The following is a 26,070-nucleotide window of genomic DNA, read 5'->3' as shown; positions in this document are numbered from 1 at the left end:
GCCTAATCCCGCTTCCCTTGTCCCGTCCGGCTTGCCGGACATCGCAATTAGCTCTGGCCCCAAATCTTCATCCCTTTACCATGCCTTTACTGCAGGAAACGTACACCATAACGCCCTCTCCTCGATTTGAACACCTCGATCTCCCGAGGGCAATCGTAGCCGTAAACCCACCAGTCGTTCTCCATCCGTTTCACGAGGCAGCCCGCCTGGAATTTCGTCTCGTACAAACGCACCCAGTAAATCCAGCGCACTTGATATCCCCCTTAAGCATGCTTGTTTCCGTTTCTACAGGCGTCCAATCTGAAAAAGACGGACCCGTGTTTGTATTAGAATACCCGGAATTCGGGAAAATCAAGCAAAATCGGTTTATAATGATGTTAAGACATCATCACCGGGAGGTCGATCGCCATGCGTTACGGAATCGCCGTATTTCCTGCGCCCGAGGTTCAGTCTTTCGCAGACAGCTACCGCAAAAGGTATGATGCGCAATACTCGCTTATTCCCCCGCATCTGACGGTGCGCGAGGCCGAGAGATGGACCGGCGACCAGGCCGCCGAGGCCATCTTGCAGCTCGAATCGGCAGCGCGAACGGTCGGTCCGTTCACCGTCCGCTTCAACCGGATATCCAGCTTCTATCCCGCCAGCCATGTCGTATACATGGCGCTGCGGGATCCCGAGCCGATGGTCAATCTGCATAAGGCCGTTTGCCAGGGCGTTCTGACGGTGGAACAAGCCGCTTACGTGTACACGCCGCACGTCACGCTTGGACGTGGTCTCTCGGCGGATGAGCTGAACGATTTGTACGGAAGCTTGCGGAATCGGCCGCTTGACTATGAATCGGCCATCGACGCGGTACACCTTCTTACAGCCGACGAAGGCGGCGTATGGAGCATTTACCGGACGTTTCGACTCTCCGGCAGCTAGCCCGGACCGCAATCAGACCTAAAAACCGCGGCAAGGACGCCTTAAAGCGCCTTGCCGCGGTTGTACCATATGGCGATTATTTGCTGTAAATGTCCGCCCCGACACCGCCCTCGATCGGATTCAGCGGGCCGTCCGGATTCGTTTTGATTTGCTGCAGCATTGCGTTGCCTTGGGTTTCCCATTGGGCAAGCGCCTCTTTCACCGTCTTGGTGCCTTTCATAACCTCCTGGAACAGCGGCTGGCCGATATTTTGCACCTGCCAGATGTTCGGCTTCTCGCGGTACAGCTTCTCCAGATTGGCGCTCTGCGGCGGGATCGGCTTCAGCTTCGTAAAGGCGTCGATATTAAACGTCTGGCCGTCCTTCGGCTTCAGGAATTCCTTGCGCGCCGTCATCTCCCACATGCTGCGGGACTTCAGCTTCGCCCATTCCTTGCTGTTCATGAACTTTACGAATTCCCAAGCGTCGTCCGGATTCGGCGCCTTGCTGTTGATGCCCATCAGCGAGTTGAGCCCGATCATCGCTCCGACGCCCGGCGCTTCCTCGAACTGCGGCACCGTAACGACGTCCCAGTCAACCGCCGTGAAGCCCTCGAGCTTGCCTTCGGCTTCCTTCGCTTGCGCAAGCTCCGTGATATAGCCGAACTCCGCAACCATCATCGCCACCCGGCCGCTCATGAACAAGTCGCCCTGATACGGGTTATACGGCTGGCCCGGCTCCGGAGCCGGCATATCCGTCTGGATCTCGTTCATGTTCGGCGCTACCTTGTTTTTGTACAGGTTGGCGATGTCGGTCCATACTTTCTCCCATTGCGGCGTATTGACGAGCATCTTCTCCCCTGCTTCATCGAACATCCTCAATTGCAACGGCCCCGTGTACGTTTGAAGATCGTAGAACCCGTCTCCGCCCCAGCGGTTAATGCTGATACCGTATTTGAGGTCTTTGCCCTCGCCCTTGGCGACCCTTCCGGCAAGGTCGAATACTTGCGGCCAGAACATGCCGTCGGTAGGTACCGGAACGCCCGCGTCGGCGAACAGCTTCTTGTTATAGAACAACGCGGAAGAACTGAAGGTCGGCGTCAACGCGTACAGATTATTGTCTCCGACCGCCTTGATCCCCTCAATGACCGTCGGCACATAGTCGCTCAAGTCGAATTTGTCCTTCTGGATAAGCGGATCGAGCTGCTGCAGCAGGTTATCCTGAACCATGCGCCGCAGGTAGTTGTAGTCGACTACCATAACGTCGACGGGGTTGTTGCCGGTAAGCATTTTTTTCAGCTCTTCATAGACGTCCGGCTGCTTCTTCTGCTCCTCCGGCGTCATGAAACGCTGCTCGTTATAGTCGATGGCGGATACGATTTCGATTTCGATATTATCATTTATCAGTTCATACGCATCGGTATATTGCTGCCGGAACCACACCTCATCCTGCGGGCTGCCGTAAAGCGTCCCGACCCGCAGCACGCGCGTTTCCGCCCCGCTGCCCTCGCCCGCGCCGCTGCACGCGGCAAGCAGCGAACCGAGCATAACGATCGCCAAGGTGACGAGCAGCGGCCGGCGAAGCTTGCCGGGTTGACCGGCGGTTTTGTTCATCGTTTCCATACATTTACCCCTCCAATGCTTTCGGTGCCGTAATGATGATCTTCTCCCCGTCAAATTCCATCGTTGCTTTGTCCTTGATGCCGAGCGAGAGTAAATAATCTTTCGGAATTTGCAGCCGGCCGACGCGGTCGACGACCACATATTCCTCATGAACCTCCTTGAGCCCGCCGTGCGCGGCGCCTTCGGCCGACGCGAGATCCAGATTCGGATTGCGCTTGACAAATTCGGTGCTCGTCAGGCCGTCGCGGATCGCCACCACGCGGTCAACCTTGCCGGCCAGCGACAGATCGTGCGTCACGATGACGATCGTGACGCCGAGCTCCCGGTTGAGCCGCCTGAAAATATCCATAATAAGATCGGACGTTCGGGAGTCGACCGAGCCCGTCGGCTCATCCGCGAGCAGCATTAGCGGCCGGTTGGACAAGGAGATCGCGATCGCCACGCGCTGCTGCTCCCCTCCGGAAAGCTGATGCAGCTTGTTATGCATGCGCTTCGACAAGCCTACCCATTCCAGCAGCTGCATGGCGTAGGCACGGTCCGTCTTCCCGGACAGCATCATCGGCATTTCGACGTTCTCGAGCGCCGACAAATACGGCAGCAGGTTGCGCGCGTTATTTTGCCAGATAAAGCCGACCGTCTCCCGCTTGTAGCGGACTAGCTGCTCGTCGGTAATTTTGAGCAGATCCCATGAACCGACGCTGACCTGACCGGCCGATGGCCGGTCCAGGCCGCCCAATATGTTGAGAAGCGTCGATTTGCCGCTGCCGCTGTTGCCGATGATCGCCATCATTTCACCCTGCCTGACCGTCAGGTTCAGCCCTTGCAGGGCAACGACCTCCAGCTCGTCGCTTTTGTAGATTTTTACAAGTCCCTCGCACTCGATCATCGTGGTGTCCGTTGTCGTTGTGGTCATGGCCTAACGCTCCTCCCCCATCTTTACCGCTTGATGGACGCGCAGCCTGCGGATGTGCAGGAAGAGAAGTCCCGCTCCGGTCAACAGCATGAAGCCGATGACGCCGTACAGCTGCAGCATATCCTGTTCCTCGAAGACGACGCGGAACGGAGGCACCGCATTATCGATGTTCTCGCTCGTCTGCAGGAACGGCAGGAACAAGATGCTCGTTACCCTGCCGATCAGCAGCCCGAGCACGATCGACAGGCCTCCGGTGAACAGCTGCTCGAGGAGCAGCATGCCGGTCAGCTGCTTCCGCGAGAGCCCCATCGCCCGCAGCACGCCGAACTGCACGATGCGCCCAGACAGGTTGAAAAACCAGTACAGCAGATAGCCGGATAAGGATACAAGCACCGAAACGATGAAGCCGAGGCTGAGAATCCCGAAAACGCCGCCGCGAGTCGGATGCTTCGACTGCGCAATCAATTCGGAGCGCACGTCTTTCACCGAAGCGAGTTCGATCCCGTTGTCCAGCAGCTTCGTCACGATCGGCGCCACCTTGGCGTCCGGCTTCATTTTCAGCCAAACCTCGTAGGGAATAAGCGGCACCTGATCGTAAATGTAATCCAAATTCGCGATAACGAACGGTGACTGATCGGGATATTGCGACGGCCAATAAGGCAGGATGCCGACAATGACGAATTCGATCATACCGTCGCCCAAGCCGACGGAGACCAGATCGCCCGGCTTCAACTGGAACTTCTCGGCAATGCCGGACGGGACGATGGCCGCCTGCTCGTATTCGCCCAAAAGGTCCAGATACCGGAACGGATGCGCCGGGAACAGGTCATCGCGGAACCAGGCGACCTTCGAGAAATCGACGTTGTCGATGCCCATCAGCGTTCCCTGGCCGGCCGACCTGCCCGAGATGACCACGTTGCCTTTGGTCTGCAGGACGCGCGCCGCGAAATCGACGCCCTCCAGCGAGCGGAATATTTCAAAAGGTGGCTCCGTGTAATTGATGCGGGTCGGGGCCGCCTGGCCGCCTCCTCCGAGATTGCCGCCACCGCCGCCGCCCGGATTGCCGCCACCGCCACCGCCCGGATTGCCGCCGCCGTTGCCGCCTCCCCCGCCGGAATTGCGGCTGCCGGGACGAATCTCCGCCCGGCCCTCCCACACCGTCTGAATGATGACGTCGCTGCCGTAGCGGTACAGCGTGCGCTCGGTCGAGTTCAGGTCGATCGTGCGCGCGGCCGATGCGTTGTATACGCCCAGGCCGAGCGTCAGGATGAGCAAAATCATGAGCGGGTAATACGCTTTGGAGGAACGCGACAGCTGGGTAAGCGTCAAAAAGAGCGGCACCGGCAAAAATCGTTTGCCGATCCGATTGAAAAGCTTCAACAAGAGCGGAAATACCCGCAGGAAGAACAACCCCAGCGCGAATATCGACAAGGCCGGGACAAAAAACAGAAACGGGTTCACGTTGAGCTGATCGGTCGTCATGCCCGTTCGGAACGTCAGCATCTGCCGTTCGTTGAACATGTACCAGCCGTAGCCGGCCAGACCGAGCAGTGCGGCATCCAGGAACCAGCGCTGCCAGAACGGGCGTCTGTCGGATCGTGCGAGCTGCTGTTTATAGCCGACGATCGACTGCCTCGCGTAAACGACGGCGGGCACGACCGTTGACAGCACGGCGAGCAGGACGGCCGCAAGTCCGGCGACGATCGCCTCGGTCGAGAATCCGACCGGTATCGCTTTGCGGTCGACGAACGCCAGGAAACCGTTGGCCGAGCCGATGCTCTTGGCCATAAACCAGCCGAGGAACGGCCCGGTCGCAATCGCAATCAGCCCCAGCAGCAGCCCTTCGAGCGTATAGATGAGTATGATTTGCCGGGTGCCGGCTCCGCGGCTGCGCAGAACCGCAATATCGCTTCGCTGCTTCTCCAGCGATTGCCGGGCGTTCATCGCTATGTAGTAGAACACCATCGCGATCATCGGCGCGGCGAGCGTGAACAGCAGGGTTTGCAGCTGCAGGCTCTGCCGCTTGAAATCGGCCAGCGTGTCGGCGAACGAAATCTCGATGCGCGTATCCTTGAGCAACTGGTACAGCTCGATGTTAAGCCGGTCCAACGTGCGGCCGAGCGGAGACAGCTGACTCGTCTTGATCTCGCGCAGATCGAAGGCATAATACCAGCTCGCATTGTTGACCGGAATGCCGCGCTTCTCAAGAAGCTGCTTCTTGAAAGCCGCCTCGCTGATCTGCAGCGTGCCCATCAGCGACTCGAGCCCTTGATACCAATAAGGATCGGTGTCCTTCAACGGCTTCACGGCGCCGACGACTTTCACCTTCACCGTGATGTTGAGACCCCCGTACACCGGGTAATCGAATTCATCGCCGATGCGGATATCGTTTCGGAACATGGCCTCTTCCAGCATGACGGCTTCCAGCACCTCGCCGCCTTCGCCGCTGCCGAACCAGCGTCCCTGCATCAGCTCGGTTTGCTTCTCCAATCCGGACATCGACATAAGCGTCAGCTGCCGCATCCGGCTGGCGTCCACCTTCGACGGATCGACCGGCACGACCTCCGAGCCCCGGATCGAAAGGCTGCCGACGAAGCTCTGATAGGGAAAACCGATGCGGCGAGGCAATTCCGTCTTGATGAACCGCTCCAGTTCGCCGAGCGATTGCAAATCGGTTTTCTCGGCGCCGGACGATTGGTAACGCATCAGAAGCGAGCCTGCCGGCAGACCGGCGCTGCGCTCCTGGAGCGACTCAGCGACGACTCGCTTCAGCGCGCCGTCGGCGTACATCGGTATGCTGGTGGCGAATGCCACCGCGATAATCAGGCCGGCCATCGTGCTTAAGGTCAGCCATCTCGTGTTCCACATTTTGCGGAATAGAAATCGTAATAGCGGCACACCCATCCGTTATCGACCTACGACTTTCTGTCCCGGCGTCAATCCTTCCAGAATTTCCGCTTGCGTCGACGTTTGCTGTCCGACCGCCACGTCAACCTCCCGCTTGCCGTTCTCGTCGATCACCTGCACATAGGTCCGGGATCCGATCGACCGCAGCGCGGCAAGCGGTATGACGACGGCGTTCGCCTTCCGCTGGATAATAACGCTCACCGACAGCGGAGTTCCCCTTGTAACGCCTTTCGGAAAAGCTCCGATGTCCACCTGCAAATAATCCTCGGGACGATCAAGCTTTTTGCCGCCCGCTTCCCCGCCGCCGCCGGGAAATCCGCCGCCTGCGCCGCCGTTGCCGTTCTGATCGTTGCCCGATGTCATCGGCAATTGCGACACTTTGCCTTCCTTCGCTTCGGCATTGTTAACGGAAACGACGGCCGGCATCCCAACGGATACTTTGGCAAGGTCGTCCTTGGACAGCGTAGCCGCGACGACGAGATTGCCCGTATCGGCAATAACGGCAACCGGATCGTAGGCTTTAACGGCATCGCCCTTCTGCACGTTCAACTGAACGACGGTTCCGGCGAGCGGAGACGTCAGCGTCGCCTTGGCAATCTCGTTCTCCAGGTCGACGATGGCCTGGCGCTGCTCCTCGAACGCAATGGCCGCCTCCTCGAACTCGATCGGGTCCATTTCATCGCGCTTGCGCAGCGTCTCCTTCATGCCGGCCTCCGCCTTCCGGAACGCCAGCCGCTTGCTCCGAAGATCCTTCTGCATCGTCTCCACATCGAGCGTTGCGATTACTTCGCCCGCGGCAACCTGATCGCCGGGCTTCACATTCAGCGTCTTCAGCCGCATGTTGTCAAGCGTAAAAAACAGCGTTTCTTCCTGCTTTGACATCACTTTGCCGAGGCCCTGCACTTTCGTTTCGAGCGTCGTGGTGGTTACCTCGTACTCCGGCTTTTTCGAGATTTGCGGCGGCGTAATTTCGGGGAGCACCTCTTCCTCGCCCTCCTTCGGCAGCAGTCCGCAGCCGCTCGTCACGGCGAGCGACACGGCCAGCATCGTCACGGCCGCGCCGCGCGCCCATGCCCGGCGGCTTGCCGCCGGGCGGGAGGCGCCGGCGCCTGCCGGATTACCCTTCCGCGCGTGCAATGAATTTTCCGTCCACCATTTCGTAAACATGGTCGGCAACCTCCAGAATCGTAGGATCGTGCGTAGTCATGCAGATGGTTACGCGTTCGGTTCGAATAATCGTTTGAAAGACGTTCATAATTTGCGCCGACATCTGGGAATCGAGCTCCGCCGTCGGCTCGTCTGCCAGCAGCAGCCTCGGCCGGTGGGCAATCGCCTTGGCGATCGCGACGCGCTGCTGCTCACCGCCGGACAGCTCGAACGGCCGGTGGTGCATCCGCCTGCCGAGCCCGACGAGTTCCAGACATTCCGTCACCCGGGCTTTCCATTCCGCGCGCGGCCGGTTCGCCATCCGCAGGGACAGCTCCACATTCTCATAGGCGGACAGCAGCGGCATAAGCGCGAACGCCTGGAAAATGAAGCCCATCTCGCGCCGCCTGACTTCCGTCCGGTCATCGTCGCCCATCCGGTGAAACGGATGCTCGCGAAACGCGATTTCGCCCTTCGTCGGCCGGTCGAGGCCGCCGATTAAATTCAGCAGCGTCGTCTTGCCCGAGCCCGACCGGCCGCGCAGCATAACGAGCTGCCGCGGCTGCAGCTCCATATCGATGCCTTTGAGCACATGCAGCGGCTGCCCGCCGACCTGAAAGGAGCGCTCCACGCCGCTCACCCGCAACAGGGGACCCGCTTCGTCCGGCTTCGTTTTCACGTCCAATGACACCGGGGATTCCGGCGCGGCATTGTCCCGAGCGACCTGCAATTGCGCCGATGCCTGTTGCTTTTCCTCGGCGGGTTCGGGTTCGGCCGTTTGTTTTTTTCGCATCCACAGCGCCATGGTTTCTCTACGACCCCTCCGTCCTGCTCACATTAGTTTTTCTTCATCTATCGTATAGACGGCGGATCCCGGAAAAAAGTTACGATTACAGGTAAAGGAAAATTTAAAAAATCAAAGACTGTCGAGAAGTCTCGACAGCCTGAACCCAACAGCCTGAAACCATGTGATTCCAAAACAAGCTGCATATCGTTTCGCTTCTGTGCAATTCTACGCCGCTCGCCTTCGTCGTTGCGGCAAAATCAATGAAATCGGCATTGGTCCAGTTGTTGTCGTACATGTACTTTTTTTCTCGGTCCCGGGACGGAACGGCATGAAACACAGGATGTTGTCAAACCAACTAATCAATATTGCGTAACAATTCACCGAAGTCGCGAATGGTAGACATCACTTCAACGTGTATAGGAATTTCCGGGAAATGGTCGTCATTCCATTGATATTTAATCCGTTTCCAATTATCCGGAAATGTTGTGCGCACCTGTTCTCCAAGCCCGAATATATCCGAATGAAGTCTCTGTGATTTTTTCAATGAAGCTTCGATCGCACTTTGAATTTCTTCGTTAATGGCTGTTTTGACGGCATATTCCGCATGCTTCCGATTGCCGCCCACGTCAATCTTGATGTTTTTCACCTCGGTTAAACGCGCGGTCGTTGTCACGCGGATGCGTACATTTTTCACTTTCCCTTCGCTCATTGTTATATTTATCTTCGTATCGTTATTAAGAGCTTCCACATCGAATACACCTTCTTTGTAAGGTACATGAAAAGAATGATGTTCGATTTGTTCCATGATCCATAAAAACCCTTCGGCCTCCGCTCCGGTCATCCATCCTTTCAATTTCCAATTCGATAAAACCGCAAGCCCCTCTAACCCGAGCGCCTTGCCATTGGGGGATGAGGGGTCTTCCGGATTCATGCGGACCAGCCCCGGAATGACGAGCGTTCCGGGATTGTATGACAAGGTTTGCAACGCTTGATTCAGCCGAACCTCTTTCATCCACGTGTGCATGCTGCTGTAAGTCGTCATCTTACGCAGCGCTTCCGCGGGATATGGTTTGAGACCGGCAGTGCTTTTCAGCAGCTTTTCCGCCGTCAGGCCGCGGGCGATATAAAGATCCGCAGTCTCCATCATTTCAGTGCTGCGAGCCAATGCGTCCACCAGTTCCCCCAGTCCTTCGCGGGCCATGGTCTCTCCAACGACAATAGCGCTAAGATGTCCCCAGAAATGGTGGCCGGGATTGTAGAGGTTAGCCTCATGAACAGCTTCCGAAATCGTCTTCCCGCGCGCCGTCAGCAAACGCACCGGCTTCTCGGTGGTAGAAATATTCCCGGCGGCGGCAGTAGGGATCCCTGCAGGGTTGAGAATCTGCAGCGTAATTTGGTAGTCTCCACCCTCTTTATCGAAACCGGCCATCGAGATCGTTGCGAGATTTTCCGGTTGGATGATGTGCCAGCAACCGGTCATCAGCAAAATGAATGCCGGAATAAACAGACCTATTCGCGGCGTTTTATTTTTTCGCATGCTGCGTGGCCCCGCTTCGATTCTTTTTTGTCAGCAAGACGGCTATGTAAAGAATTCCTGTTACGGCAAGAAGAATCGGAAAAGCTTTGTAAATCAGATATTGCGACATAAACTGCCACAAGTCGGACGCATTATTAAAAAGAAGGGAGGCAAGTAAGGTATAAATGACGGTAATAAACAAGGAAAGCGGGCGGTAATCCTTTAATCGAAACAGATCGCGGAATCCAAGGGACACGGTGTAGACGAAAATAGCCTGCTTGATGCATATGACCGATACGAGAAAAGGGACCATGATTACTTGCAGATGGCTGAGAAAGATGCCGTACCGGATTTCCTTGCTCAGATGCAAAAGCGGAAAAGTCATGTTTCCTCCTCGTGTACCGCCGAAATAGGCAGTGAGGGAAATCATCGTGACCGTAAAAATTGCGCCGATCATCAGAGTCCCGTAAAGCATGGAACGCCGCACCCGGGCAGCCGGCTGAACGTAAGGATAAATCGTTCCCAATAGAAAGCCTTCGGCAAAAAAGGCAAGCGGATGCAGCGTCATCCGCAGCAGCTCGTTGTTCATCTCAGGAAGCGGCGGCAATACAAATTTCCAATTCATCCACGGAATAGCTGAAACGAACATGACGAACACAGCCAAAACCGAGATTGGAAGCATTAATTGGCTTAGCCTCGCGATCGCTTCAATGCCGTGGTAACTGAGATAAAACGCATTGATGCCTCCCATAATTAAAAAGATTCCAATCGGAATATCTCCGAACGCAAAAGCCCAACTTGCCATCTCCCCGAACTCCCTGAAGATGGCAATGCCGGCGCCGAAATAAATGGAGAGAAAGATGAAGCATAACAGCCAACCCGCCCATCTGCCCAGTACGGCAACAAAGGTCGTTGTAATGCGGTATTGGGGAAATTTGTGATGGATGGATGTTGATACCCACGCGAATGCCGCACCGGTGAGGGCGGCCAACAAAGCCACCCATGGGGCATCATCCCCGTTGACCTTCAGAAGTTGACTGGGAACCATCAGGATTATGGTCGGGTAAATGGCCATGACTGCCACGCAAAACAATTGTGAAGGACTGATGTGTTCTTTATTTTGCATAGCCTGTTCCTTCCTGTACTATTTTTTTCGGCGGGCATACGAAGGATTGCCGTTCAATTTCCAGCGCGGCAAACGAAAAAGGGTATCCTTGATGTCTTGTCTCAACCAGGGACCGGCCGGTGTCAAATAAGGGATGCCGAAAGAACGGATGCTTCCCAAATGGATCAAAATGAGCATAATATACCACACGATGCCAACCAGTCCCAGCACGGATGCGAGCAGCATCATGGGAAAGCGCAGCAATCGAATCGCCAAAGCCATGTGGTAACCTGGAATGGCGAAGGATGCCAATGTCGTTAAAGATACGACGATGACGACGGGGGCTGAAACGATGCCGGCCGTTACCGCAGCCTCACCGATCACCAGTGTGCCCACGATCGTAACGGATTGGCCCAAGGGCCCGGGCATTCGCAAGCCGGCCTCTCGGACAAGTTCCATCAGCACTTCCATCATCACCACTTCCATCACGATGGGAAGCGGCAGCCCTATCCTTGCTTTTGCAATCGTGACCCCGAGGAACGGAGGAATCATGCCATGATGAATCGTCGTAAGCGCGATAAACAGAGAAGGCAAGGCAAAAGCGATGAACATGGCCATCAGTCGCAGCCAACGGACGAGTGTCGCTGCATACGGCAGCACATATTGGTCCTCCGAGGCCATCAGGAAATGGGCGAATATCGTTGGGACAAGCAAGCAGGTAGGGGAACCGTCCGCCATTATGGCGACCCGTCCCTGCAAAATGGCGGATACCATTTTGTCCGGACGCTCCGTATATTCCATCGTCGGAAAGGGAGACCACCTGTTGTCCTTTATCCATTCCTCTATGTACGAAGCGTCAATAATCGCTTGCAATTGGATGGAGCGCAGACGGCCGCGCACTTCGTCCAAAATATTTTCCTTCACATACGGTTGCACATAAAATAAAACGGTTGTTGTACCGGCAGCGTCTCCGATAATATGTTCCTCAACACGCAAGTCCTGCGATTGCAATCGTTGTCTGACAAGACCCATATTGGTGGCGAGATCTTCAATGAATCCGTCTTTGGGGCCGCGCACCGCCTTCTCTTGGGCAGGCTCGTTTATGGAACGTTTTTTTTCGTTTTTCAGATTGATCCGCCATACCGAACCGTCAGACGCCAGAACTATAACGAATCCTTTCAACAGGGAAGAAATCTGTTCATCTGCGCCTCGGGCAGCTTCCACTTGTGAGGAAGTGATCACCGCATCGAAATCGGTTGAATCGGATGATTTTGTCGAAAAATCAAGCAAAGGCCGGATGATCTCTTCCACTACTCGTTCCTCATTTACCAAAGTGGACAGATAAACAACCTTTTCTTTTCCATTCCATGTGCGGATAACCAGATCCGGAGGATGACCCAGTCTGTTTTTAATGTCAAGCAGAACGATTGATTGCTGATGATCGGAAACCGCCATGGACATCCCCCTCGTGCGTGCTGCACCGATATCGGTAGTTTGGGTTATTTCAGGAACGGTTATGTAAATAAAGAAGAAAAGTCCAAAATAATCCCCAAAAAGTGAAGCGAAGCTCTGAAGCGTATTCCGATTACTTTTCGGGGACCCCGTGACTTTATACACAAAAAAACCCCGATTCGTTGACGAATCGGGGTTTTTTTGTGACGTGCGCATCGTTACTTGCCGAACGACTGCGGATTCTCGCGCCATGACTTCAACAACGCGACGTCCTCTTGGCGGATTTTGCCGAGCGACAGCGCCGTGTCGATAAGCGCCGTGTAGTTGGACAACGTGTGCAGCGGAATATGCTGCTCCGCGAACGCGGCGGCCGCCTGCGGAAATTCGTAGGTGAAAATGGCGACCGTGCCCAGCACCTTGCAGCCGGCCTCGCGGACCGCTACAGCCGCCTTCAGCGAGCTGCCTCCGGTGGAAACCAGGTCCTCAATCAGTACAACCTTTTGCCCCACCGTGTAGCAGCCTTCGATCTGGTTCGTTTTGCCGTGGCCCTTCGCTTTGTCCCGCACGTACAGCATCGGGAGCGCCAGCTTCTGCGCCACCCAAGCCGCGTGCGGGATGCCGCCTGTCGCGATGCCCGCGACAGCCTCGCAGTCCGGGAATCGGTCGCGGATCACCGCTGCGAAGCCTTCCGCGATCGTATCCCTTACCTCCGGATACGACATCGTCAGCCGGTTGTCGCAATAGATCGGCGATTTCATGCCCGAAGACCAGGTGAACGGATCGGTCGGCCGGAGCGCGACGGCTCCGATATTCAGCAGATGCTCCGCAATGCGGGCGGGCAGCTTGTTCAAGTGGGCTTGCTGCATGTCAGATCATCTCCTCGATAATGGTTTCGATCGCTTGCCGCGGATCGGCCGCGGCCGTAATCGGCCGGCCGATCACGATGTAATCGGTGCCCTGCGCCAACGCCTCGCGCGGCGTCATGATGCGCGACTGGTCGTTCGTCTCCGAACCGGCCGGCCGGATGCCGGGCGTCACCGTAACGAACGAAGCGCCGCACTCCGTCTTGACGGCGACGACCTCTTGCGGCGAAGCGACGACGCCGTCCAGACCGGCTTGCTTCGCGAGCTTCGCGTACCGCAGCACCGCCTGCTCCACCGTCCCCGCAATGCCGATCTCGTCGTTCAGCACGGCCCGGCTCGTGCTCGTGAGCTGCGTCACCGCGATCACTGTCGGCCGTTCCGGACCTGACGCGCCTGACAGTGCGGCCTCGACGCCTTCCATCGCCGCGGCCATCATGCCGACACCTCCGGCGGCATGAACGTTGAACAGATCGACGCCGAGCCGGGTGACACTGTTCGCGCCGCCTTTTACCGTGTTCGGGATGTCGTGCATCTTGACGTCGAGGAATACGCGGTAACCCCGCTCCTTCAAGCCTGCCACGAACCCCGGCCCGGCTGCGTAAAACAGCTGCATGCCGACCTTCATCCAGCACGGCACGCCATCCAAGCGCCCGATCAGCGCCTCGGCCGCTCCCGCGTCCGGATAATCCAGCGCCACCATGATCCGGTTCGCCGCCTGCTCCCTCGTCAGCGCTGCGCCCATCTTCTCACGTCCTCTCATCGATTCAAGCGAACTGAACTATGTACATATAAGACGGCCATCCGCCGCTACGGCCGGCCGCACAGGCCGGCCGACGCAAAGCGTTGGCCGTTCTTGGTGTTTTGCGATAAACGCTACGGCTGGAGCACCGGCATCGGACGGGACGAGAAGTTGATCGTCACCAGCATGTTGAGCAGCGCGCGCACCGTATCCAGCGACGTCATGCAGACGATCCCGTTCTCGACCGCCTCGCGGCGGATCCGGAAGCCGTCGCGCTCCGGCGTTTTGCCCTTGGTCAGCGTGTTCACTACGAAGTGCGCTTGTCCGGACCGGATCATATCGAGAATGTTCGGCGAGCCCTCGCTCAGCTTGTTGACGCGCGTCACGCGCAGGCCGACCTGCTCGAGCGCCGCCGCCGTGCCGCCGGTCGCGACGATGTTGTAGCCGAGCGCGTAGAAGCCGCGCAAAATCTCGATCGCCTCTTCCTTGTCCTTGTCGGCTACGGTCGCGATGATCGAGCCGGTCGCCGGAATGCGCATGCCGGCGCCGATCAAGCCTTTGTACAGCGCCTTGGCATACTGCACGTCGCGGCCCATCACCTCGCCGGTCGACTTCATCTCCGGCGTCAGCGTCGGGTCGACGCGGCGCAGCTTCGCGAAGGAGAACACCGGCACCTTGACGGACACGTACTCGTCCTCCGGCCACAGCCCTTGCTTGTAGCCGAGGTCGGCCAGCTTCGAGCCGAGGATCGCCTTGGTCGCCAGGTTCGCCATCGGCACGTTCGTCACTTTGCTCAGGAACGGCACCGTCCGGGACGATCTCGGATTCACCTCGATGACGTAAACCTGGTCCTGATGGATGACGAACTGGATATTCACCGTGCCGATTACCTTAAGCTCCTTGGCGATCTTGATCGTGATGTCCACAATCTGATCCTTGATCGCCGCCGTCAGCGATTGCGGCGGATAGACCGCGATTGAGTCGCCGGAATGGACGCCCGCGCGCTCCACGTGCTCCATGATGCCCGGAATGAGCACCGTTTCGCCGTCGCAGATCGCGTCGACCTCGGCTTCCTTGCCGAGCATGTAGCGGTCGATCAGCACCGGATGCTCCGGATTGATTTTCACCGCCTGCTCCATGTAGCTCAGAAGCTCCTCGTTGGAATACACGATTTCCATCGCTCTTCCGCCGAGCACATACGACGGACGCACGAGCACCGGATAGCCCAGACCGTCGGCAACGGCAACCGCCTCATCCACCGACGTCACCGTGCTGCCCTTCGGCTGCGCGATGTCCAGCTTGCGCAGCAGCGCCTCGAACTTTTTGCGGTCCTCCGCGGCGTCGATGCTTTCCAGGCTGGAGCCGAGAATGCGCACACCCGCTTTGGACAGCGGCGCGGCCAGGTTGATCGCGGTCTGTCCGCCGAACTGGACGATGACGCCGATCGGCTTCTCCTGCTCGATCACGTTCATGACGTCCTCGAAGAACAGCGGCTCGAAATACAGCCGGTCGGACGTTGAGAAGTCGGTCGATACCGTCTCCGGGTTGTTGTTGATGATAACCGCCTCGTAGCCAGCGTCCTGGATCGCCCATACCGCGTGCACGGTCGAGTAGTCGAACTCGATGCCCTGGCCGATCCGGATCGGGCCGGAGCCGAGCACCAGCACTTTTTCCTTATCCGTTTGGGTCACTTCATTCTCGATTTCATAGGTCGAATAATAGTACGGCGTCGTCGCTTCGAACTCGGCTGCGCACGTATCGACCATTTTGTAGACCGGCTTCAGGCCGTAGCCGAGACGGAGCGCGCGCACGTCGTTTTCCGTCAGCGGCTCGGCCGCTTCGCCTTCGCGGCGCAGCTCGGCGATCGAGCGGTCGGAGAAGCCCCTGCGCTTCGCTTCGTACAGCAGCTCCTGCGTCAGCGCAGGGGCCGATTTCAAAGACTCCTCGAAAACGACGATTCCTGCGATTTTGTCGAGGAACCACCAGTCGATCTTCGTCGTATCCTGAATATCCTGCAGCGTGTATCCGCGCCGGAACGCTTCGGCTACAAGGAACATGCGCTCGTCATCGGGCTTGGCAAGCCGCATGCGCAGTACCTCGTCCGATAAACCGGCGGCATCCTTCAGATGAAGGCGGTGCACGCCGATCTCGAGCGAGCGGACGGCCTTGTGGATCGACTCTTCGAACGTCCGGCCGATGGCCATAACCTCGCCGGTCGCCTTCATTTGCGTGCCGAGCTTGCGGTTCGCGGAAATGAACTTATCGAACGGCCAGCGCGGGATTTTGGATACGATGTAATCCAGCGTCGGCTCGAAGCAAGCGTACGTTTGGCCCGTCACCGGGTTGACGATCTCGTCGAGCGTGTAGCCGACCGCGATTTTGGCCGCCATCTTGGCGATCGGGTAGCCGGTCGCTTTCGAGGCAAGCGCCGAGGAGCGGCTGACGCGCGGATTAACCTCGATGACATAGTACTGGTAGCTGTGCGGGTCGAGCGCGTATTGCACGTTGCAGCCGCCCTCGATGTTCAGCGCGCGAATGATCTTGAGCGACGCGGAACGGAGCATCTGGTATTCGCGGTCGGACAGCGTCTGGCTCGGAGCGACGACGATGCTGTCGCCCGTATGGACGCCGACCGGGTCGAAGTTCTCCATGTTGCAAACGACGATACAGTTGTCATTCGCGTCGCGCATAACCTCGTACTCGATTTCCTTCATGCCCGCGATGCTTTTCTCGATCAGACACTGGCTAATCGGGCTGTAGCGGATGCCCGAGGCCACGATCTCGCGCAGCTCTTCCTCGTTCGCGCAGATGCCGCCGCCGGTGCCGCCGAGCGTATAGGCCGGACGGACGATGATCGGATAGCCGATTTCATTGGCAAAATCCAGCGCTTCCTGCACCGTCGTCACGATCGTGCTCTCCGGCACCGGCTGCTGCAGCTCGCGCATCAGCTCGCGGAACAGGTCGCGGTCCTCGGCTTTCTCGATCGCCGTCAGCTGCGTGCCGAGCAGCTTGACGCCTTCGCGCTCCAGCACGCCGGCGCGGGCCAGCTCAACGGCCATGTTGAGGCCGGTCTGTCCGCCGAGCGTCGGCAGCAAGCCGTCCGGGCGCTCCTGGCGGATGATCTGGCTGACGAACTCGAGCGTAATCGGCTCGATATATACCTTGTCGGCCATGTTCGTGTCGGTCATGATGGTGGCCGGGTTGCTGTTGATCAGGACAACCTCGTAGCCTTCTTCTTTCAGGGCCTGGCAGGCTTGCGTGCCGGCATAGTCGAACTCGGCCGCCTGGCCGATGACGATCGGACCGGAGCCGATGACGAGTATTTTTTTCAAATCGTTATTTCGCGGCATGCTGCAGGTCTCCTCTCAACGTCTCCGACAGCCGGGCCTGGCGCGGCTTCTGCGGGTTGTTGCGTTTATACTCCCGGATCATCTCCAGGAACTGGTCGAACAGATACCCGGAGTCGAACGGTCCGGGCGCGGCTTCAGGATGGTACTGCACCGAGAAAGCCGGAAAACGCTCATGCTTCAGACCTTCGATCGTCCGGTCGTTGTTGTTGATATGCGTCACTTTCAGGCCGGTTCCGGCGACGGAATCCTCGCGCACCGTGTAGCCGTGGTTCTGGGACGTGATGTAGCAGCGGCCCGTTGCGATCTCCTTCACCGGATGGTTGCCGCCGCGGTGGCCGAACTTCAGCTTCTCCGTGTCGGCGCCGCAGGCGAGCGCGAACAGCTGATGTCCCAGGCAGATGCCGAAAATCGGAAACTCGCCGAGCAGCTCGCGGATCGTATCGACGGCGTGCGGCACATCCTTCGGGTCCCCGGGTCCGTTGGACAGCTGGATGCCGTCCGGGTTGAGGCGGCGGATTTGCTCGGCCGCCGTGTTGTGGGGCACGACCATCACCTCGCAGCCGCGCTTCGTCAGGTCGCGCAAAATGCCGCTTTTGGCGCCGTAATTGATCAGTACGATGCGCTCGCGGTCGCCCGGGACGTTGATGAAGCTCTTCGTCGAGGTGCGCGGCACCTGGTCCGTCATCAGCGTCGATGCGCGCAGCTGCTCCAGCAGCTCTTCCTTCGATTCGCCGCCGGTCGTAAGTACGCCTTTCATGACGCCATGGTGGCGAATAATTCGGGTGAGCATCCGGGTATCGATGTCGCTGATGCCCGGAATGCCCGCCTCCTTCAGCAAGCTGTCCAGCGAGTATTCGGCGCGCCAGTTGCTGGGCACCGGCTCGTGGCGGCGGACGACGAAGCCGTGCACGAACGGGGTGATGCTCTCGAAGTCGTCGCGCGTGATGCCGTAATTGCCGATCAGCGGATAGGTCATCGTGACGATCTGGCCGCAATAGGACGGATCGGAGAGTACCTCCTGATAACCGGTAATGCCGGTGTTGAACACCACTTCCCCGATTTTGGCCGTTTCGGCGCCGAACGATTTGCCGGTGAACAGCGTGCCGTCTTCCAACAACAATCTTGCTTGCATCCGTATACTCACTCCTTGGGTCTCTATTTATAGGTTCATCTCGCGTCAGGCGAGCGGGTCAGGCTAATCGTACGGGCTAATCGTATGGAATGCGCAATGCGTACGTCGGGGTAAAAGCCTCGGCCCCGGCCGTTACGCCTCCGCCCAAACCGTCCGGCCTCCCACAATCGTGCGGATCGGCCAGCCGGTCAGCCTCCAGCCGCCGAAAGGCGTATTGCCGCTCTTTGACAGGAACATCTCAGGATCGACCGCCCGTTCCGTCTCGAGATCGATGACTGTCAGGTCCGCCGGCGCTCCGACGGCGAGCCGGCCTGCCGGCAGGCCGAACACCCTCGCGGGATCGGCCGTCATCCGCCGCAGCAGGAATCCGAGGCTCCAGCGGCCGGTGCGGACGAACTTCGTGTACAGCAGCGGAAAAGCGGTCTCGAAGCCGACGATCCCGAAAGGCGCGAGGTCCACGCCGCGCGCTTTCTCCTCGGCGGTATGCGGCGCATGGTCGGTCACGATCATGTCGATCGTGCCGTCCTCCAGCCCCTCGATCACGGCCTGCACGTCGCGCGGCGTCCGGAGCGGCGGGTTCATTTTCCAGTTCGCGTCCATGCCCGGAATGTCCTCGTCGGACAACACCAGATGATGCGGGCACACCTCCGCCGTGACGCGCACCCCGATCGATTTGGCCAGCCGGATCAAGCGGACCGATTGCTCCGTGCTGACGTGGCACACATGGTAGTGCACGCCCGTCGCCTCCGCCAGCAGCACATCGCGGCCGACATGAATCGCTTCCGATTCGTTCGGTATGCCCTTCAGGCCGTTGTCGCGGGCGAACTTGCCCTCCGACGCCCAGGCGCCCTCGACGAGCGAATCGTCCTCGCAGTGGGCGATGATCGGCATGCCCAGCGAATGCGCGAGCCGCATGGCGTCCTTCATCATTTGCGCATTCTGAACGCCGACGCCGTCATCCGTGAAGCCGATCGCGCCGGCTTCCTTCAGCGCGGCGAAGTCGGTCAGCTCGCGTCCGAGCTCGTTTTTCGTGATGGCGGCGTAAGGCAGTACGCGCACGCTGCCTTCGCGGGCCGCTTTGTCGAGAATGTAGGTTACCGTTTCCGGCGTATCCGTCACCGGCCGCGTGTTCGGCATGCAGGCGATGGTGGTAAACCCGCCCTTGGCCGCCGACCGGGTGCCGGTCGCGATGTCTTCCTTATGTTCAAAGCCCGGATCGCGCAAATGCACGTGCATATCGATGAATCCGGGCGATACGAGCTTGTTTTGCGCGTCAATGACGTCTGCTCCGCCGACATCCTGCTGCCAATCGCCGTCCGCGATTTCCGCTATCAGGCCCTCCTCGATGCGTATATGCTTCTTCTCCAGGCGGCCGGCCGTTTCGTTCCACACCTGGCCGTTCGTAATCCAGCTTGCCATCGTTGTCAGCCACTCCCTTCGGCCGCAGCCTTTATTTAAGCGCCCGTTCGATAACGGCCATCCGCACCGGCACGCCGTGGCTCATCTGCGTGAAAATGCGCGATTGCGGATGCTCCACCAGCTCGTCGTCGATCTCGACGCCGCGGTTGATCGGCGCCGGGTGCATGATGATCGCGTGCTTGCCGAGCCGTGCGGCACGTTCGGCCGTGAGACCGAAATGCTCGCGGTAATCCTCCGCCGAGCGGATCATGCCGGATTCGTGACGCTCAAGCTGAACCCGCAGCATCATGACGACGTCGGCGCGCAGCGCTTCGTCCATCGTGACATAAGGAGCGTCGAGCTCATGCGCCCGCATATTCGGCGGCGCGCAGAATACGACGTTCGCTCCGAATGTCCGCAAGACCCAGAGATTCGAGCGCGCAACCCGGCTATGAAGGATGTCCCCGACAATTGCGACCGTCAGGCCGCGGAGCGTGCCGAACTGCTTCTTCATCGTGTACAGGTCGAGCAGCGCTTGCGTCGGATGCTCGTTGTTGCCGTCGCCCGCGTTGATGAGCGGGATGCGGATTTTCCCGGCCAACTCGGCCAGCACGCCGATCGGCTTCAGCCGGATGACCCCGGCGTCGATGCCGAGCGATTCCAGCGTCCGGACCGTATCGTAAATCGACTCGCCCTTTTGCACGCTCGATGCCGCCGCCGAGAAGTTGAGCACCTCCGCGCCCAGCCTTTTCTCGGCCACCTCGAATGAAAACCGGGTGCGCGTGCTGTTCTCGAAAAACATATTCGCCACAATCTTATCCGGCAGAATCCGGTTGATTTTCTCCGGCAGCTCTTCCCAATAGGCGGCCCGCTCCAGGATCGCCTGGATTTCCGTTTCCGGCAGCCCCTTGAGGCCGAGAAGACTTCTTTCCTTCAATTGCGTCGCGGTCATCGTCATCCGGTTTGCCCCCTTTGTCCCAGAATCGTCACATTGTCGGCGCCGTCCACTTCCGCCAGCGACACCTCGATATTTTCCAGCTTGGAGGTCGGCACGTTCTTGCCTACGTAATCCGGCCGGATCGGCAGCTCCCGATGACCGCGGTCCACAAGCACGGCCAACTGGATCGACTTCGGCCGGCCGATATCCATAATCGCATCCATGGCTGCGCGGATCGTCCGCCCCGTATAGAGCACGTCGTCGAACAGAATCACACGCTTGTCGCGGATGGCCGGCGCGCCTTCCCCACCCTGCTTCACCGCATCGTAACGCCCCATCGTTCCGGATTTCCGATCGTCCCGGTAAGAGGTAATATCCAGTTCGCCCACCGGCACGGTTCTGCCCTCGATCTCGGCGATCCGCTCCGCGATTCTGCGCGCCAAGTAGATGCCTCTCGTACGGATGCCGACGAAAGCACAGTCGTCTATGCCTTTGTTCTTTTCCAATATTTCGTGGGCGATTCGCGTCAGCGCCCGGCGTATGCCGATCTCATCCATAATGACATGCCGTTCCTCGCTCATAGCCGCCGTCTCCTCTCGACAAGCTTGTCATGCAGGTTCTCACACCCGACCGGCCGAACCCGCCAAAATACGGCAAAAAACTCCTTGCGGAGGCCGCAAGGAGTCAACTGGCTGCAGGATGATCCCGAACGCCCAGGCGCAGCTATGTCAAGCCGCTCCGCAGGGATGGAGATCCCTTATCCGGTTCACGTTACCTTGCCAGCCTCACGGGACTGAGTTAAAGGTACTTGGTTGGTGTCACCGATCGACAGCGATCGGCGCTTCATGTTAGAAGAATTATCCCACGTAAAGCCGGCGAAGTCAAGAGCAGATCGGCCCGCCAATAGCCGGGCATCAGCCTCAACAGTAGCCAGGCCGCCGGCGGCCTGGCTACTGTTGAGGCTGAGCTTCGTGATGCGCTCGACCGCTTTCTCGGTATTTTCCCGGCTGCCGAACGCGGTCAGGCGGAAGTAGCCTTGCCCGGCTTGCCCGAAGCCGACGCCCGGCGTGCCGACGATGTTCGCCTCGCCCAGCAGCTTGTCGAAAAAGGCCCACGAATCCAGGCCGTTCGGCGTCTTCAGCCAAATGTAAGGCGCGTTCACACCGCCGTATACCTGCAGGCCCAGCGATTTCAGGCCGTCGCGGATAATGCCGGCATTGGTCATGTAGTAATCGACGAGCCCAGCGATCTGTTGTTTGCCCTCGGGCGAGTAGATCGCCGCGGCGCCGCGTTGGGTCACGTAGGAAACGCCGTTGAACTTCGTCGTATGCCGGCGGTTCCACAGGTCGGCCACCGCCACTTCGTTCCCGTTCGCATCCTTCGCTTTCAGCGCGCGCGGCACGACCGTATACGCGCAGCGCACGCCGGTAAAGCCCGCCGTCTTCGAGAAGCTGCGGAACTCGATCGCCACCTCTTGCGCGCCTTCGATTTCATAAATGCTGTGCGGCACGTCCGCCTCCGTAATGAACGCCTCGTATGCGGAGTCGAACAGAATGATGCAGCCGTTCTCCTTCGCATAGTCGACCCACACCTTAAGCTCCGCCTTGGTGAGCGTCATGCCCGTCGGGTTGTTCGGGTAGCAAAGATAGATCAGGTCGACCTTCCGGTCCGGCAATGCCGGCTTGAAGTCGTTGCCTGCATCGCAGCGCAGGTAAACGATGTTGTCGTACTGGTGCGTCTCGCTGTTGAACCTGCCCGAGCGGCCGGCCATAACGTTCGTATCGACATAGACCGGATATACCGGGTCCTGAACGGCAATGACGGCATCCTGGCTGAAAATCTCCTGGATATTCCCGACGTCGCACTTGGAACCGTCGCTCACAAACACCTCGTTCGTCGCGATGTCGATGCCGCGCGCCTTGTAGTCATGCTCCACGATCGCCTGCAGCAGAAAATCGTAGCCCTGCTCCGGTCCGTAGCCGCGGAACGTGCCCGGCTGGGCCAGCTCGTCCACCGCCGCATGCATCGCTTTCGTTACCGCCTCCGGCAAGCCGCGCGTAACGTCGCCGATGCCGAGGCTGATAATTTCCGCATTCGGGTTCTCCTGTATGAATTTCGTGCGCCGTTTGGCGATTTCGGAAAACAGATAGCTGCCCTGCAGCTCCAAAAAGTTCTGATTGATCCGGGTCATCGATTGCATCACCTTTCCGGTATGGTATAGGGTATCGCGATATGGCGAACAGCCTGTTGCTCGCATGAAAATCCGGCTCTCCGCCGGTTGGCTGTCAATAGCATAGCGCACTTTCGGCAGCCGCTTAATGTAATAAGTAGCTAAAAATTTGCATTAATCCGCAACACGGCCCGGAGCAACGCAAAAGCACCCGGCTAGCGGGTGCGCAGCATGTGAAGCACGTCCTCCATATCGGCCGGCACAGGCGCCTCGAACAGCAGGCGCCCGCCGGTTGCCGGGTGCTCGAACCCGAGAACCGCGGCGTGAAGCGCCTGTCCGTTCAGCGGGATCGTTTTGGCCCTGCCGTATACCGGATCGCCGGCAAGCGGATGGCCGATGTACTTCATATGGACACGGATCTGATGGGTGCGGCCGGTCTCCAGCCTTAGCTCGAGCAGCGTATAATCGCCCAGCCGCTCGAGCACCGAGAAATGCGTGACGGAATGCTTGCCGCCCCGGTCCGTTACGGTAAACATTTTGCGGTCGTGGGGATCCCGCCCGATCGGCGCGTCGATCGTGCCGTGATCGTGCGGCAGATTGCCGTGCGCGAGCGCCACGTATCGGCGGACGACCGTATGGTTTTTCAGCTGCTCGGCCAACGAGGCGTGAGCCAGGTCGTTTTTGGCGGCCATCAGCAGGCCTGTCGTATCCTTGTCGATCCGATGCACGATGCCCGGACGAAGCACGCCGTTGATGCCCGACAGGTCGCGGCAATGGTGCAGCAGGGCGTTGACGACCGTGCCCGACGTGTGCCCGGCGGCCGGGTGAACGACCATCCCGCGCGGTTTGTCGATGACGATAACGTCCGCATCCTCGTAAACGATATCGAGCGGAATCGCCTCCGGCTCGATCGCCGCTTCCTGCGGCTCGGGCGGCTGCGCCGTCACGACATCGCCGGCGGCCAGCTTGTAATTTGCCTTGACGGGGCGGCCGTTGACGAGCACGGCGCCGGACTTGATCCAATCCTGGACCTGCGTCCTCGAGACGCCCTCCTCGGCGGATTCCGCCACATACTTGTCGATCCGGTCACCAGAGAAGGAGTCTGCGACGACCCACTCGAGCGTCTCCTCAGCGTGCGGATTCGTCGGTTCCGGCATTTGATTCGCTGTCATGATTCAAACGATCTCCATCCTGGGCGGTTTTGGCATTCCCGCGTTTATTATCCAGAAGTGTATCCAGCAAAATGAGTCCCACACCGGTTACGATGCCCGTATCCGCGAGATTGAAAATCGGGAACGTGTAAGAACCAAAATTAAACTGCAGGAAATCGACAACCTCGCCGAATGCCGCCCGGTCGAGAAAATTGCCGAGCGCCCCGCCGAGCACCAGGCCGAGCGCCGCCAGCATCAGACGCGACCCGCTTCGCTTGTTCCGTTCGATGTACCAGATGATGCCGGCGACAACAACGATCGTCACCAAAATAAAAAACAGGCTTTGCCCCTTCAGAATGCCGAAGGCGGCTCCGGGGTTCCGGATCGACGTGAGCAGAAAAAAATTGCCGATAATCGGAATTTGCTGGTACAGCTCCATCTGTGTGGCCACGATCCATTTGGCGAATTGGTCGATGGCGAATACGAGTACGGCGATCCAGTAATAATAGGCCTTCAAATGGGTTCCCTCACTTTGTGCGTCTTGGGCGGCAGCCGCCAAGCATGGCATGTACCCAAAATATTGTAGCACAATCGAAGCCCGTCGACTATACTCCCCGGAACGCGAAAGCGGAAGGCGGCTTCCATTTGCGCCAATCATAGTCCCCCGCGCCTCCTTCTAAAAAAACGGACGATGGCGAAAGCTAATAATCGACGAAACAGGATCAAAAGGAGGTCATCACCATGAATGAGCTGCCCGCGTTAACCGCCCTCCGCGCCCGCCTGCTTGAGGAACGGGATCGGATTGAAAACAGGCTGCGCGACAACGATCACGACGGCATGGCGGAATCGCAGCGGTGGAATACGAACGAGCTGTCCACCAATGACAACCACCCCGGCGATCTCGGCACCGAAACGTTCGAGAAAGGCAAGGACCTCTCGCTTCTCGAGCTCGACGAGCGGCACCTGCGCCGCATCAACGAAGCGCTTGAAGCGATGGACCAAGGCACCTACGGGATTTGCCGCGCTTGCGGGCAAAGCATTCCGCTTGAGCGGCTGCAGGCTTTGCCGGATACGCTGTACTGCGTGCGGCATTCGCCGCGCCGCATGGAACCGTTCGACCGTCCCGTCGAGGAAGAGCTGCTGAACCCTCCTTTCGGCCGCACCAGCATGGACGAGCAGAGCTCCTACAACGGGTTCGACGGCGAGGACGCCTGGCAAATCGTGCAAAGCTACGGCAATTCCAACTCGCCCGCCTTATCGGAGAATCCGTCGGCCGATTACGAGGAATTCATGATCGAAGCGGGTGAGCACGAAGGGTTCGTCGAGCCGATTGAAAGCTTCCTCGCCACCGACATTACCGGGCGCCATGTGTCGGTGGTCCGCAACAGCCAATACCATGAATACTTGGCGAGCCGGGAGGGCGACCGAGAGCTGGAATGGACGGAAACCGGCGAGGAATCGGACATCAACGCGGGCCAAGGGACCAACCCGTCTCAGTAGGCACGGTCCTCCAGCTGATGCTGCACGATGCGCACGATATCCGCGATGAAGTCGCCGATGATCGGCAGGTTCAGCTTGCCGAGCATTTGCAGCAGATACAGGATCAACGCGGTGAAAACGGTGAACCCGATCGCGATGCCGACGCCGCGCGCCGTACCCCCGAGCAGGTTGCGCCACATCAGCGACAAGGGGCGGTTGAGCAAATCGACGTATTCGGCGATTTTTGCCCGCTCCATATCGTTCGAGATCGATTCAAGCCGCTTATTCACGGCTTCGAGCGCCTGCCGCGTCGCATTCGAATGTTCGACCTGCTCACCCACCGCCGTCTTCCTCCATTCTCCATAAGTACGCGAAAAACGAGCCCCGGGCGCGCGCTTGCGCTTTGCAAGCGGCTATGCCCGAACCGGGAGCTCGTTTTTCATATATAACCCGAGTTTGGCGACATTTATTTCCAAGTGTTGATGTAGCAAGGGTTTGTGG

The 26,070-nt window shown here is 58.7% G+C and carries 22 protein-coding genes; 2 read left to right on the top strand and 20 right to left on the bottom strand.

Features of this window, described 5'->3' with window-relative positions:
* Positions 1-86: 86 nt before the first annotated feature.
* Positions 87-251 carry a hypothetical protein gene (locus RWM61_RS15785; RefSeq protein WP_314002496.1) on the bottom strand — a complete coding sequence of 55 codons (165 nt, stop codon included), beginning with the start codon at positions 249-251 and terminating at the stop codon, positions 87-89.
* Positions 252-408: 157 nt separating this feature from the next.
* Between RWM61_RS15785 and RWM61_RS15780 the strand changes: the two genes are divergently transcribed.
* On the top strand, positions 409-924 hold the full coding sequence (locus RWM61_RS15780) for a 2'-5' RNA ligase family protein (RefSeq protein ID WP_314002494.1): 516 nt from the start codon (positions 409-411) through the stop codon (positions 922-924).
* Between the two features lie 76 nt (positions 925-1,000).
* Here RWM61_RS15780 and RWM61_RS15775 read toward each other — a convergent pair whose 3' ends face one another.
* The 18 genes from RWM61_RS15775 to lspA form a co-directional block, all read right to left on the bottom strand.
* Positions 1,001-2,524 carry an extracellular solute-binding protein gene (locus tag RWM61_RS15775; RefSeq protein WP_314002492.1) on the bottom strand — a complete coding sequence of 508 codons (1,524 nt, stop codon included), beginning with the start codon at positions 2,522-2,524 and terminating at the stop codon, positions 1,001-1,003.
* A gap of 4 nt (positions 2,525-2,528) precedes the next feature.
* Positions 2,529-3,410, bottom strand: a complete 882-nt coding sequence (locus RWM61_RS15770; RefSeq protein ID WP_314002498.1) for an ABC transporter ATP-binding protein — start codon at positions 3,408-3,410, stop codon at positions 2,529-2,531.
* A 30-nt stretch (positions 3,411-3,440) separates the two neighbouring features.
* Positions 3,441-6,341, bottom strand: coding sequence for an FtsX-like permease family protein (locus RWM61_RS15765; protein WP_314002490.1), 2,901 nt, complete (start codon positions 6,339-6,341; stop codon positions 3,441-3,443).
* A gap of 3 nt (positions 6,342-6,344) precedes the next feature.
* Positions 6,345-7,511, bottom strand: a complete 1,167-nt coding sequence (locus RWM61_RS15760) for an HlyD family efflux transporter periplasmic adaptor subunit (protein ID WP_314002488.1) — start codon at positions 7,509-7,511, stop codon at positions 6,345-6,347.
* Positions 7,462-8,295: an ABC transporter ATP-binding protein gene (locus tag RWM61_RS15755; RefSeq protein WP_314002486.1), complete on the bottom strand. Its 834-nt coding sequence runs from the start codon at positions 8,293-8,295 to the stop codon at positions 7,462-7,464. The genes RWM61_RS15760 and RWM61_RS15755 overlap by 50 nt, the downstream gene beginning before the upstream one ends.
* A 337-nt stretch (positions 8,296-8,632) precedes the next feature.
* Positions 8,633-9,814 carry a Ger(x)C family spore germination protein gene (locus tag RWM61_RS15750; protein ID WP_314002484.1) on the bottom strand — a complete coding sequence of 394 codons (1,182 nt, stop codon included), beginning with the start codon at positions 9,812-9,814 and terminating at the stop codon, positions 8,633-8,635.
* Positions 9,801-10,919 carry an endospore germination permease gene (locus RWM61_RS15745; protein ID WP_314002482.1) on the bottom strand — a complete coding sequence of 373 codons (1,119 nt, stop codon included), beginning with the start codon at positions 10,917-10,919 and terminating at the stop codon, positions 9,801-9,803. Before RWM61_RS15745 ends, RWM61_RS15750 begins: the two co-directional genes overlap by 14 nt.
* 18 nt (positions 10,920-10,937) lie before the next feature.
* Complete coding sequence (locus tag RWM61_RS15740) at positions 10,938-12,353, bottom strand: spore germination protein (RefSeq protein WP_314002480.1); 1,416 nt, start codon at positions 12,351-12,353, stop codon at positions 10,938-10,940.
* A gap of 215 nt (positions 12,354-12,568) precedes the next feature.
* Positions 12,569-13,216, bottom strand: a complete 648-nt coding sequence (gene pyrE, locus RWM61_RS15735) for an orotate phosphoribosyltransferase (protein WP_314002478.1) — start codon at positions 13,214-13,216, stop codon at positions 12,569-12,571.
* Between the two features lies 1 nt (position 13,217).
* Positions 13,218-13,955: an orotidine-5'-phosphate decarboxylase gene (gene pyrF, locus RWM61_RS15730; protein ID WP_314002476.1), complete on the bottom strand. Its 738-nt coding sequence runs from the start codon at positions 13,953-13,955 to the stop codon at positions 13,218-13,220.
* Between the two features lie 131 nt (positions 13,956-14,086).
* On the bottom strand, positions 14,087-17,302 hold the full coding sequence (gene carB, locus RWM61_RS15725) for a carbamoyl-phosphate synthase large subunit (RefSeq protein WP_314002474.1): 3,216 nt from the start codon (positions 17,300-17,302) through the stop codon (positions 14,087-14,089).
* Positions 17,289-18,434, bottom strand: coding sequence for a carbamoyl phosphate synthase small subunit (locus RWM61_RS15720; RefSeq protein WP_314002472.1), 1,146 nt, complete (start codon positions 18,432-18,434; stop codon positions 17,289-17,291). Before RWM61_RS15720 ends, carB begins: the two co-directional genes overlap by 14 nt.
* 132 nt (positions 18,435-18,566) lie before the next feature.
* Positions 18,567-19,853 carry a dihydroorotase gene (locus tag RWM61_RS15715; protein ID WP_314002470.1) on the bottom strand — a complete coding sequence of 429 codons (1,287 nt, stop codon included), beginning with the start codon at positions 19,851-19,853 and terminating at the stop codon, positions 18,567-18,569.
* Between the two features lie 31 nt (positions 19,854-19,884).
* Positions 19,885-20,790 (bottom strand): aspartate carbamoyltransferase catalytic subunit, encoded by a 906-nt coding sequence (locus tag RWM61_RS15710; RefSeq protein WP_314002468.1) that lies wholly within the window; start codon positions 20,788-20,790, stop codon positions 19,885-19,887.
* Complete coding sequence (gene pyrR / locus RWM61_RS15705) at positions 20,787-21,350, bottom strand: bifunctional pyr operon transcriptional regulator/uracil phosphoribosyltransferase PyrR (RefSeq protein ID WP_314002466.1); 564 nt, start codon at positions 21,348-21,350, stop codon at positions 20,787-20,789. Before pyrR ends, RWM61_RS15710 begins: the two co-directional genes overlap by 4 nt.
* A gap of 185 nt (positions 21,351-21,535) precedes the next feature.
* On the bottom strand, positions 21,536-22,960 hold the full coding sequence (locus RWM61_RS15700; protein WP_314002464.1) for an LL-diaminopimelate aminotransferase: 1,425 nt from the start codon (positions 22,958-22,960) through the stop codon (positions 21,536-21,538).
* Positions 22,961-23,154: 194 nt separating this feature from the next.
* Positions 23,155-24,111: an RluA family pseudouridine synthase gene (locus RWM61_RS15695; protein ID WP_314002462.1), complete on the bottom strand. Its 957-nt coding sequence runs from the start codon at positions 24,109-24,111 to the stop codon at positions 23,155-23,157.
* A complete protein-coding gene (lspA, locus tag RWM61_RS15690; protein ID WP_314002460.1) occupies positions 24,068-24,607 on the bottom strand; it encodes a signal peptidase II in 540 nt (179 codons plus the stop codon). The genes RWM61_RS15695 and lspA overlap by 44 nt, the downstream gene beginning before the upstream one ends.
* Before the next feature lie 224 nt (positions 24,608-24,831).
* On the opposite strand from lspA, the gene RWM61_RS15685 reads away from it, so the two are divergent.
* Positions 24,832-25,590 (top strand): TraR/DksA C4-type zinc finger protein, encoded by a 759-nt coding sequence (locus RWM61_RS15685; protein WP_314002458.1) that lies wholly within the window; start codon positions 24,832-24,834, stop codon positions 25,588-25,590.
* On the opposite strand, the gene RWM61_RS15680 is transcribed toward RWM61_RS15685, so the two are convergent.
* Complete coding sequence (locus tag RWM61_RS15680) at positions 25,584-25,826, bottom strand: DUF5665 domain-containing protein (protein ID WP_399538804.1); 243 nt, start codon at positions 25,824-25,826, stop codon at positions 25,584-25,586. The two genes, RWM61_RS15685 and RWM61_RS15680, sit on opposite strands and share 7 nt — an antisense overlap.
* Positions 25,827-26,070: the final 244 nt, after the last annotated feature.

The sequence above is a fragment of the uncultured Paenibacillus sp. genome (genome assembly GCF_963515335.1).
In the GTDB taxonomy this organism is placed as follows: Bacteria; Bacillota; Bacilli; order Paenibacillales; family Paenibacillaceae; genus Paenibacillus_I.
Note: the sequence above shows the minus strand (reverse complement) of the source record. Positions and strands in the feature narration are given on the sequence as shown.

Bases quoted from the DNA above. Each gene is read 5' to 3' on its own strand.
- RWM61_RS15780 (WP_314002494.1), top strand. From the start codon at position 409: ATGCGTTACGGAATCGCCGTATTTCCTGCGCCCGAGGTTCAGTCTTTC.
- RWM61_RS15775 (WP_314002492.1), bottom strand. From the start codon at position 2,524: ATGGAAACGATGAACAAAACCGCCGGTCAACCCGGCAAGCTTCGCCGG.
- RWM61_RS15770 (WP_314002498.1), bottom strand. From the start codon at position 3,410: ATGATCGAGTGCGAGGGACTTGTAAAAATCTACAAAAGCGACGAGCTG.
- RWM61_RS15765 (WP_314002490.1), bottom strand. From the start codon at position 6,341: ATGGGTGTGCCGCTATTACGATTTCTATTCCGCAAAATGTGGAACACG.
- RWM61_RS15760 (WP_314002488.1), bottom strand. From the start codon at position 7,511: ATGTTTACGAAATGGTGGACGGAAAATTCATTGCACGCGCGGAAGGGT.
- RWM61_RS15755 (WP_314002486.1), bottom strand. From the start codon at position 8,295: ATGGCGCTGTGGATGCGAAAAAAACAAACGGCCGAACCCGAACCCGCC.
- RWM61_RS15750 (WP_314002484.1), bottom strand. From the start codon at position 9,814: ATGCGAAAAAATAAAACGCCGCGAATAGGTCTGTTTATTCCGGCATTC.
- RWM61_RS15745 (WP_314002482.1), bottom strand. From the start codon at position 10,919: ATGCAAAATAAAGAACACATCAGTCCTTCACAATTGTTTTGCGTGGCA.
- RWM61_RS15740 (WP_314002480.1), bottom strand. From the start codon at position 12,353: ATGGCGGTTTCCGATCATCAGCAATCAATCGTTCTGCTTGACATTAAA.
- pyrE (WP_314002478.1), bottom strand. From the start codon at position 13,216: ATGCAGCAAGCCCACTTGAACAAGCTGCCCGCCCGCATTGCGGAGCAT.
- pyrF (WP_314002476.1), bottom strand. From the start codon at position 13,955: ATGGGCGCAGCGCTGACGAGGGAGCAGGCGGCGAACCGGATCATGGTG.
- carB (WP_314002474.1), bottom strand. From the start codon at position 17,302: ATGCCGCGAAATAACGATTTGAAAAAAATACTCGTCATCGGCTCCGGT.
- RWM61_RS15720 (WP_314002472.1), bottom strand. From the start codon at position 18,434: ATGCAAGCAAGATTGTTGTTGGAAGACGGCACGCTGTTCACCGGCAAA.
- RWM61_RS15715 (WP_314002470.1), bottom strand. From the start codon at position 19,853: ATGGCAAGCTGGATTACGAACGGCCAGGTGTGGAACGAAACGGCCGGC.
- RWM61_RS15710 (WP_314002468.1), bottom strand. From the start codon at position 20,790: ATGACGATGACCGCGACGCAATTGAAGGAAAGAAGTCTTCTCGGCCTC.
- pyrR (WP_314002466.1), bottom strand. From the start codon at position 21,350: ATGAGCGAGGAACGGCATGTCATTATGGATGAGATCGGCATACGCCGG.
- RWM61_RS15700 (WP_314002464.1), bottom strand. From the start codon at position 22,960: ATGACCCGGATCAATCAGAACTTTTTGGAGCTGCAGGGCAGCTATCTG.
- RWM61_RS15695 (WP_314002462.1), bottom strand. From the start codon at position 24,111: ATGACAGCGAATCAAATGCCGGAACCGACGAATCCGCACGCTGAGGAG.
- RWM61_RS15685 (WP_314002458.1), top strand. From the start codon at position 24,832: ATGAATGAGCTGCCCGCGTTAACCGCCCTCCGCGCCCGCCTGCTTGAG.
- RWM61_RS15680 (WP_399538804.1), bottom strand. From the start codon at position 25,826: ATGGAGCGGGCAAAAATCGCCGAATACGTCGATTTGCTCAACCGCCCC.